The sequence below is a fragment of the Blastomonas sp. CCH1-A6 genome, from assembly GCF_001556365.1.
Classification (GTDB): Bacteria; Pseudomonadota; Alphaproteobacteria; order Sphingomonadales; family Sphingomonadaceae; genus Blastomonas; species Blastomonas ursincola.
Genome location: NZ_LSIS01000555.1, coordinates 1 through 9181, shown reverse-complemented (window position 1 = coordinate 9181; position 9181 = coordinate 1). Strand labels below are relative to the sequence as shown.

Genomic DNA, 9181 nt, shown 5'->3' with positions numbered 1-9181 from the left:
GCCATGTACCAGCAGCGCGACCGGCAGCTTGCCCTTCGCGCCCCCGCCGCTCTGGTGCGGCTTGACGATCTGGCCATGGACAAGATCGCCATTCGCGCCCTTGAACGAGAACTGCTCGTACATCACCGGATCGAGCCCGGCGAGCTTGTCCGCGTTGACATTGGTCAAGCGGCGCGTCTGGCCCTTCGCGTCCATCAGCACCAGATCGTCGGGCGCGGAGACCGAGTTGATCGTGTAGATCATCGCGCCACCCGCCAGCGGCACGACATTGCCCACATTGCCACGCTCGGTCAGCCGGGTCACCTTGCCGCTGGGCACATCGACGCGGAACACCGGATGCTCGAGCAGGTCCTGTGCGGTGACGAGCAGGCTCTTCGAATCCGCAGCCCAGGCGATCGAGCCGACCGAACGATCCCAGCCGTCGGTGAGCTTGACGGTCTTTCCGGTCTTTATGTCGCGCAGGTGCACGACCATGCGATCGGCCTCGTAACCGGGCCGCGCCATCGCCGCCCAGGCGAGCCAGCGGCCATCGGGCGAAGCGGTGGGCAGCGAATCGGTGCCCTGGTTGGTCTCGGTCAGATTCTGCGCGGTCGCGCCATCGGCGAGCGGCTGCCAGACGATGTCGAGATTGGTCGAGCGCGGCTCGTCGCCATCGGACTTGCGGATGGCAAAGGCGATGGCGCTGCTGTCGGCGCTCCAGGCGATTTCCTCGCCGCCGCCGAACGGCTTGCTCGGCGCATCGCCTTCGATTCCACCGCTCACCGCGCGCGCGGGACCGGCGGTCTTGCCGTCGGTCGCCAGCGCATAGGCATAGATGCGCGAATAGGTGCCGGGCTCGCGCCAGCTATCCCAATGCCGCACGAACAGCCGGTCATATTCGCGCCCCGTACCCATCGGCTTGGCCCTGGCATCGCACGTATCGACCGAGCATCCCTCGGCGACATCCGCCCAGACCGCGAGGCTGTTGCCATCGGGCGAGAGGCTGAAGCCGCTGAGGTCCACCGCCGATTGCGTCACCTGCACTGGCTCGCCGCCGGGCAGCGCGACGCGCCACACCTGGTTGGTCCCCGAGCGGTTCGACAGGAAGAACAGGTGCTTGCCATCGCGCGCAAACACGGGCGCGCTTTCGTTATGGCCGGGCGAATCGGCGATCGCGATCGGCTGGGCCTTGCTGTCCGCGAGGTCGAGCACGAACAGCCCGGTGCTGCGCTTGTTCGCGGCGAGATCGGTCGTGGTCAGCTGATAGGCGACCCATTTGCCATCGGGCGACGCGGCGGGTGCCCCCAGCCGGTTGAAGGTCGCAAGGTCCGTCTCGGTCATCGGCCGGGCGGCGGCAGGGCTGGCGAGGAGAACGGGCGAAAGCGCACTGGCGACCAGCGCGGCGAGGAGCATCTTCTTCATGGTTGCAGGCGTTACCATCGGGTACCGCCGGGTGCAAAGGAGAAGCTCAGCCCTTGCGGCCGGTGATCCGCCCAATTTCCTTCGCGACCATCGCCTCGACGATCGGCGGCAGGTTCTTGTCGAGCCATTCGGCGAGCATCGGGCGCAGCATCGCGCGCACCATACCTTCGAGCGAGGTCTCGCCCGAGCGGACGATCTGCGGGCTGACGCCCGGTTCGGTCAGCGTCGCCAGCACGGCAAGCGATTCGCGCATCGACTGCTCGCCCGCACGGCTGATCAGCGGCGCTTCTTCAGGCTCCGCCGCCGGCTCGGGTTCGACGCTGTCGGTAAGTTCGAGAATGTCATCCACCGGTGCTGCCTGCCGGGCGGGCGCGGGCGCAGGACGTTGCGGCGGCGCGCGGCGCGGCTTGCGGTTATCCTCCGCGATCACCTTCTTGATCGAGGCGAGGATTTCCTCAAGGCTCGGCTCGCCGATATCGCGTGTCATTCCCTTGCGCCCCTGATCCGATTCGCCCCGTGCCCTGCCTTACTGGTTGGGCGGGCCGATCAGTGCGGCATTTTGCGCGGGGCTGTCAACGGTGCGCGTCGATTGGGCGACCGGGTCCTTGTCCGAATCGAAGTCCATGATCTTGTCGCGGACGCGCTCGTAATTGATCTCGGGATCGTAGAGCAGCCCGCCATCGAGACCCAGATCGCGTGCTTCGGCCCGGCCCATCGCCGCCAGCAGCGTGAAGCCCGCGACATAGGCGTTGCGGCGCGCGGTCACCAGCTGCACCTGTGCGTTGAGCAGCTCGCGCTCGGCATCGAGAATGTCGAGGATGGTGCGGTTGCCGACGCTGTTCTCGGCGCGCACGCCTTCCAGTGCCAGCGTGTTCGCATCGACCGCGCGCTGCGACGATTCGATCACCTGAAGCGAGGCATTGAAGCTCGCATAGGCAGCGCGCACCTGCGCGATGACGCTGCGTTCGACGGCGATTTCCTGCTCCATCGCCTGGCCGGTCACGGCCTGGGCGCGGCGGATCTGCGCGCCGGGGCGGCCGCCCTGATAAACGGGCACGGTCACCTGGACGCCAGCGGCGGCGCTCGACTGCTGCTGCACGAAATTGCCCTGAATCAGGGTACTGCCCAGCGTGCCGAGGAAATTCTGGTAACTGCCCTGGCTGAACAGCCCGACGCGCGGCATGCGTGCACCCCGCGCCGATTTCACATCAAATTCCGCCGCCTTGACCCGCTCGCGCGCGGCTTCCAGATCGGGGTTGCTGTCGAGCGCCGTCGCCACGGCGGCATCGGGCGCATCGGGCAAGTTGGGCAGCGGCGGCGGCGGCTCCAGCGCTTCCGGAGCGCGGCCGACGAGCTGGATATAGGTCTCCTTGCTGCGGATGAGGTTCGCCTCGGCGGTCTGCAGGTCACTGCGCGCAATCGCGAGCCGGGCCTCGGACTGGGCAACATCGGTGCGCGTCAGATCGCCGATCTCGAACCGGTCGGACGAAGCCTGGAGGTTGACGTCGAGCACCTCGACATTCTGCCGCTGCAGTCCGACGATCGCCTCGTCGCGAATCACGTCCATATAGGCGGCGACCACGTTGCTGAAGACGGTCGCCTCGGTACCGCGCAGATCGGCCTGTCCAGCCTCGACCCGGGTCTTCGATGCCTTGATCGCGTTGCGCACCGTGCCGCCCGAATAGATTGGCACGTCCAGACTGATGGTGCCGTTGACGGAGCGGGCAGGTGCCGTGAAGGCGTTGGCGGGGTTGAGGAAGTTCTCCGAATATTGCGCCTGGACTTGCGAGCTGGGCCGACCGTCGGCCAGCGCGATCGGCACGCCTTCGTCGGTCGCGCGCTGCTGGGCGCGCGCGGCGTTGAGCGTCGGGTTGGTCTGATAGGCGGCGATCAGCGCATCGCGCAGCGTATCCGCCTGGGCGGGCACGCTGCCCAGAACCAGCGCCGCACCACAACCGGCCATCCAAAGCGAAGTCTTCATCTATCCGGTTCTCTTGTCGTCCACCGCCGATGCCAATGGCGAGGCCCTGTGCTTCAGAAGGTATAGCTCTTTGGCCGGGCGAAGGCCGCAAGCGGTGCGATGTCGGTATCGGCAAAGGGGACCAGAGCGAAGGCACCACCCTGACGGCGACCTGCGGCCAGCCGGGTCACGCCTGCCTCATCCAGACCGGTCAGCAAACGCCCGCCATCGGCGAGCTGCGCCACGATGGCATCGGGTACCTGCTCAACCGCGCCGTCGATGATCACGAGACTATAGGGTGCCCCTGCAGCGTGGCCCTCCACCAGCGCCGATTCGACGGTGGTGACATTGGCAAGTCCGGCAAGTCCGGTGCTGGCCTGTTCGACCAAGGCACGATCCTGTTCGACCGCAACCACGTGCGCCACGATGCCGGCGAGCAAGGCGGCCATATAGCCGGTTCCCGATCCGATCAGCAGCACCTTGTCGTCGCCCGACAGTTCGGCGCGGGTCAGCAGCAGGCCGGTCGACAGCGCGGGGTTGAGCACGCGGCCACCGCCCAGCGGCACCGCCCGGTCGATATAGGCGATGGCACGGTGGCTGGCGGGGACGAAATCCTCGCGCGGGGTCACGGCCATCGCGGCGATGACGACGGGATCGCTGACGTCGCTGGGACGCAGCTGGCTTTCGATCATGTGCCTGCGGGCAGCGGCAAAATCGGTCGGAGCAAGAGTCTGTGTATCGGTCATGTCCAAGCGCCCTAGAATATGCGGACGGCGATGCAAGCCCTAACGGAACAGCACGCTCCGCTTTGATAGCCTTCCGGTTGCAAAATGCAATCGACATCGCCGTATCCATGCTTATGGCATGGCTGTATTAGCATGGCAATACAGCAAATGCGCCACTTTGGACATATCGCGCATCGGGCTCCTCCGCACGCTTGTGTCTTGACTTTCGCCGCGATCCGGCACAATGCGCGCTCCTTCCCCACGGTGGCCCGATGGCGGAGTGGTGACGCAGAGGACTGCAAATCCTTGCACGCCGGTTCGATTCCGGCTCGGGCCTCCATTTCCTGCGCGGCAGTTCCGAGCGAACGGCATGGCTGCTCCTGGGGAGATGATGAAATCATGATGATCTGGGTCGATGCCGATGCCTGTCCGGTCAAGGACGAGGTCTATCGCGTCGCGCTGCGCCACGGCGTCGCGGTCACCATCGTCAGCAACAGCCCGATCCGCGTGCCCTCGCATCCGCTAATCGCGCGCAAGGTGGTAAGCGACGGTTTCGATGCCGCCGACGACTGGATCGCCGAACATGCCGATGCGCGCTCGATCGTGATTACCGCCGACATATTGCTCGCCGACCGCTGCCTGAAGCAGGGCGCAGCCGTGGTCGCGCCCAATGGCAAGCCGTTCACCACCAGCTCGATCGGCGGCGCAATCGCGACGCGCGCGATAATGGCAGACCTGCGCGCAGGCGGTGACGTAATCGGGGGACCACTGCCCTTCACGAAGGCGGACCGATCGCGCTTCCTGCAGGCGCTCGACGAGGCGCTGGTGCGGCTGAAACGTTAGACCTAATCCTGGATATCGCCGATCGGCATGCCCGGCGGAATCGGCAGATCGGCCTTGTCGCTGGCGAGCAGCGCCTTGAGTGCATCGCGATCCTTGAGCTGCCGCGCGGTCGAGAGCGCCCAGGCGCGGTCCGCCGGATCGGCGAAGCGCTTCCCCGTCTGCGCCTCGGCCCAGTCGTGCAGCGCCTGGTCGATCCGGGTCGTCGCATCGACACCCGCATCGGACGACATCGCCGCCTTGGCCAGTGACAGGATGATCCGCGTGCCGAGCGCGCGGCGCACCGCACCGAGCCGCGCGGTCGCTTGAGGCGCATCGGTGAACGCGAGCAGCCGTGCCGCCACCGCATCGACGCCGGGGCTGTCCGGATTGGCGCGATGCTGTTCGGCCATCCGGGCCAGCCGCTCGGGCGCGAGCAGTGCGTTGAGCGTCTGCTGCGCCGCCACCTGCGCCGCGACCAGCGGATCGAACGCGGCGGTGCCCGCCATCGGCATGATCTCGATCTCGGTCTGGCGATCATAATCGCCTGAGAACCCGGCGGAGAGCTGCGGCATCAGCGCAGACGGCACATCGAGCACCGCCGGTTGCAGCGTCGCCAGCAGCGAATCGAGCGCGCGCTTCTGATCGGCAGGAGCGACCGGCGCGCCCTGCGCCGCCGCGCCCGGGCCGACCGCATATTCTGAGGTCAGCCCGCCCAACAGCTTGGCCGCCGCCTCGACCTGATAGCGGTGCACCAGCCAGATCGGCACGAACTTGCGGCGCAGGCTGGCGACCGGTTCGCCCGGGGCCAGCGCCGCCGGGCCGAAGCGCGATACGGCAGCGGCGCGCACCTGCATCATCCGGTCGAGCTCGGCTACCGGATCGGCCCCGTCATCCCACAGGCTGCCCCAAGGCTGGCTCGCCGAAACACTGCGCGCGTTCTCATCTGACACGAAGCGCAGCCCCTCGCGCTCCGCCGCTTCCGCCTTGGCGCGCGCGGCAGCATCGGGATCGCCGCTCACCGGATCGCCATAGAGCCAGTCGATCGCATGCACGTCCCAGCGGCCCATGCCGACGCCATAGGCATCGGAAAGATCGGGCGCACCATCCTTCAACCCGATGCGCGGCGCAGGGTAATCCATCACGCTCGCGCGGTCCTGCGTGCTGCCCGCGAAATTGTGCATCAGCCCCAGCGCATGGCCGACCTCGTGCGCGGCGAGCTGGCGGATGCGCGCCAGCGCCACCTTCGCCGGATCATTGGGACCGCCGGTTCCGGTCTTGTCCGCGCCGACCAGCCCTTCGTAGATCAGCATGTCCTGCCGCACGCGTAGCGATCCGAGCAGCACCGAACCTTTCAGGATCTCGCCAGTGCGCGGATCGGAGACGGCATAGCCATAGGACCAGCCGCGCGTCGCACGGTTGACCCAGTTGACGACATTGTAGCGGATGTCGAGCGGGTCGGCCCCCTCGGGCAGTATCTCGACTCGATAGGCATCGACAAAGCCCGCCGCCTCGAACGCCTGTTTCCACCAGGATGCGCCTTCGAGCAGCGCGGTGCGGATCGGCTCGGGCGCGGCATTGTCGATATAGAAGACGATCGGCTTGCGCACCCGCGAGCGCGGCGCGGTCGGATCGATCCGTTCCAGCCGAAAACGGTTGGCGAGATTCTGCACGATCTGCCCGCCTAACGGCGCGGAAAAGTCGAGGATCTGCGTCGCGAAGCTGCCGCCGCGCGGATCGAACTGGCGCGGCACATAACCGCTGTCGGGCAATGCGATCAGGCTGTGGCGCACCACCAAAGTCACCTGCCGCGCATCGGGCGCGATATTGCGCACCTCGGGCCCCGGCGTGTCGCTGGCATAGGTCTGGCGGGCCTCGAACTCCAGGTTCATCGGGAAGGCGCGTACCGCAGCGGGGTCCGCCGCGCTCAGCCCATCGACCAGCCGCCAGCCCTTTTCCCCGCTCGAATTGAGCTGCGCGGTGACGTTGCGCGTGTCGCGCGCCAAAAACGGTGCGATGTCGACCAGCAACCGCCCGTCAGGACCATCGATCGCATCGCCCATCCAGATAAGCGAGGTGGCAAAGGCATTGGCAGCGGCGGCCTGTTCTGCCGGCGTGCCGCTGCTCGCCCGGAAACGGGGGTTTTCGAGCTCGAACGCGATTTTCTTGCCCATCCGCCGGACGAGCAGGATCTGCGCAGGACCCGGCTGGGCACGATCAAGCCCGATCGGCGCGGAGCCCAGGCCCGTGCGCAAGGCGGTGGCATAGAGCATCCGCGTGACCACGCCATCGTCCCCGGCAACGGGCAGCGAGAGCAGGATGCGCCCGCCCTTCTGGTCGACATGCACCGGGTAGAGCCCCTCGAGCTTCTCGGTTCCAGCGAGCGGGCTGGCCGAGGCGGAGGCAGGCGGCGCGGCCTGAGCCTGAAGCGGAACGGCCAGGGCGGCGAGCCCCAGGGCGAGTGCAAGCGAACGGTTCATCGGACCCCCAGTCTGTTTGCCGCAGACTAGGGGTCGATAGGCTTAACGGGCAAGCGGCTTTTCGTCCGCATTGCCCGCAGGCCAACGGGTTACTGCGAACCTGGCGGATTTTCGGCGGGCTGTTCGGTCGGCGCGGGTGCGACAGTCGCTGCCGGGGACGTCACGAGCATCGGCTCGGGCTCAGCCTTGGCGAAGCTCAGTGGCACATCTTCCTGCACGAAGCCGGTGATCGCGCTGCCTGCCGGAATCACCGCGCTGGTGCCGGTCAGAAAAAATCCGGCAACGGGGAGCAGCACCACTGCGCCGACCACGCCAGCCGTGCCGGTGACGCCCTTGTCGTCGGTCGCGCCCGAAAGCCTTATTTGGCGACCGTTGACGGTGGTGTAGAGCATCCGCACCTCGATCGCACCGGACTTGCCCCACATTCCCTTGTTGCGCACGCTGGTGACCTCGCCGATTGCCGGGCTGCCCACCGGGATGACCGTCACGCCTTCGACCATGACGGGCTCTGCGACTTCCAGATTGAAGCGGTCGCCCACGCGCAGCTTCTTGCCCTTGGTGGTCAGCTCGGTGAGCGTCTTGAGCGGCACCGAGGTCCCCGCGCGGAGCATGGGGCGCTGTTCGGCCCCGATGGTCAGCGCTTCCTGCGCCGCACAAGGTGCCGCTACGGAAGCTGCGGCCAAGGTGAGTGCCAGCGCCGATTTTATAACATTCATCAATTTTTCCCCTGTTTATCAATAAACTATGGGCCGATGATCGCTGCTACCGGTCCTGTCAAACGGCATCTACACCGAATTGACGGGACCGGCATGCACTACCGCGCTCGTGCGGCTTTTAGGCAACGGGCTGGCTGCGCGGACGCCTGCGCTTGCGGTCGAGCCACAGGCCGATGCCGCCCATGAAACCGATCAGCGCGAGCATGAAGCCGCCCACCACCGCGTTCAGACCGATCTTGCCGATGGGGAAGAGGAAGTTCCATTTGTGGATGAAGCTGAAGATATAGCGTTCGGGCTTCTGCCAGTTCTCGGTGCGGTCGGCGAGCACGCCGGTCGCGGTATCGACGAAGAGCGTCGCATTGACCGGCGCGCCATAGTCGATCCGCCAGACCGGCAGCCGCTTGTTGCGGAAATCGTAATCCGGGCCGAAGCGGGTGACGAGTTCCATATGCGTGATCGCGCTGTCCGGCGCGCCGCTGAACCGGCGGCCAAGCTCGCGCGCCAATGCCTTGTCGCCATCGCCCCAGGGCTTGCCGGTCGCGGCATCGATATAGAGCGCGGGGCCGGTGGGGCTGATGCCTTCGAACCGCGCATTGCGGATCGCACTATCGCCCATCGGCATCTTGTGTCCCTGATGCGCGCTGTGATCGTGCTCGCCCTTGGGGCTGGCCGAACCCGGCTGGGCGAGCCCGAGCCGATAGAGCGCACGACCGCCCGGCCCTTCGACCAGCGACAGCGCGTTGACATCGAGCCCTTTGGCGATCTCGGCCCAGTCGCGCTCCACCGGATAGCGGGCATTTGCGACATTCACCGGCGGGGAGAGGCGCAGCTTGCTCGTCGGCTGCTCGAGCGCGGACTGCACCAGATGGAGGATTCCGCTGACCGAGAACATCAGCAGCGGCAGCGCCAGCACATAGCCCATCGCGCGGTGCCACCCCTTCGATCCCGCCAGACGCTTGCCGCGCCGGATCGCGACCAGCAGCAGGATGCCGGTCACCGCCAGCGCCGCCAGGCTGCCGACCATCAGCGTGATGACCAGGACGCGCAGCCAGTCCAGCCCTTGCGGCACCCATTCCCAAC

The 9181-nt window shown here is 66.8% G+C and carries 8 protein-coding genes and 1 tRNA gene; 2 read left to right on the top strand and 7 right to left on the bottom strand.

Annotation, left to right across the window (positions count from 1 at the left end):
- The 4 genes from AX735_RS23935 to AX735_RS23920 all read right to left on the bottom strand — a co-directional run.
- On the bottom strand, positions 1–1401 hold a 1401-nt coding region (locus AX735_RS23935), incomplete at its 3' end, for a PD40 domain-containing protein (protein ID WP_066285191.1).
- A 46-nt stretch (positions 1402–1447) separates the two neighbouring features.
- Positions 1448–1888, bottom strand: a complete 441-nt coding sequence (locus AX735_RS23930) for a DUF2497 domain-containing protein (RefSeq protein WP_060977770.1) — start codon at positions 1886–1888, stop codon at positions 1448–1450.
- A gap of 39 nt (positions 1889–1927) precedes the next feature.
- Entirely contained in the window at positions 1928–3382 is a 1455-nt protein-coding gene (locus AX735_RS23925) for a TolC family outer membrane protein (RefSeq protein ID WP_066285190.1), read from the bottom strand.
- A gap of 53 nt (positions 3383–3435) precedes the next feature.
- Entirely contained in the window at positions 3436–4107 is a 672-nt protein-coding gene (locus AX735_RS23920) for a protein-L-isoaspartate O-methyltransferase family protein (protein WP_066285189.1), read from the bottom strand.
- Between the two features lie 245 nt (positions 4108–4352).
- Between AX735_RS23920 and AX735_RS23915 the strand changes: the two genes are divergently transcribed.
- Positions 4353–4426: transfer RNA gene (locus AX735_RS23915), tRNA-Cys, on the top strand.
- Between the two features lie 59 nt (positions 4427–4485).
- Entirely contained in the window at positions 4486–4929 is a 444-nt protein-coding gene (locus AX735_RS23910; protein WP_066285187.1) for a YaiI/YqxD family protein, read from the top strand.
- A gap of 2 nt (positions 4930–4931) precedes the next feature.
- Here the strand turns inward: AX735_RS23910 and AX735_RS23905 are convergent, their stop codons facing one another.
- From AX735_RS23905 to AX735_RS26200, 3 genes are all read right to left on the bottom strand, one after another.
- Positions 4932–7385 carry a zinc-dependent metalloprotease gene (locus tag AX735_RS23905; protein WP_066285184.1) on the bottom strand — a complete coding sequence of 818 codons (2454 nt, stop codon included), beginning with the start codon at positions 7383–7385 and terminating at the stop codon, positions 4932–4934.
- An 89-nt stretch (positions 7386–7474) separates the two neighbouring features.
- Positions 7475–8101, bottom strand: a complete 627-nt coding sequence (locus tag AX735_RS23900; protein WP_066285181.1) for a hypothetical protein — start codon at positions 8099–8101, stop codon at positions 7475–7477.
- 118 nt (positions 8102–8219) lie between these two features.
- Positions 8220–9181 (bottom strand): hypothetical protein (locus AX735_RS26200; protein WP_202189657.1); only part of this gene is annotated, 962 nt, incomplete at its 5' end.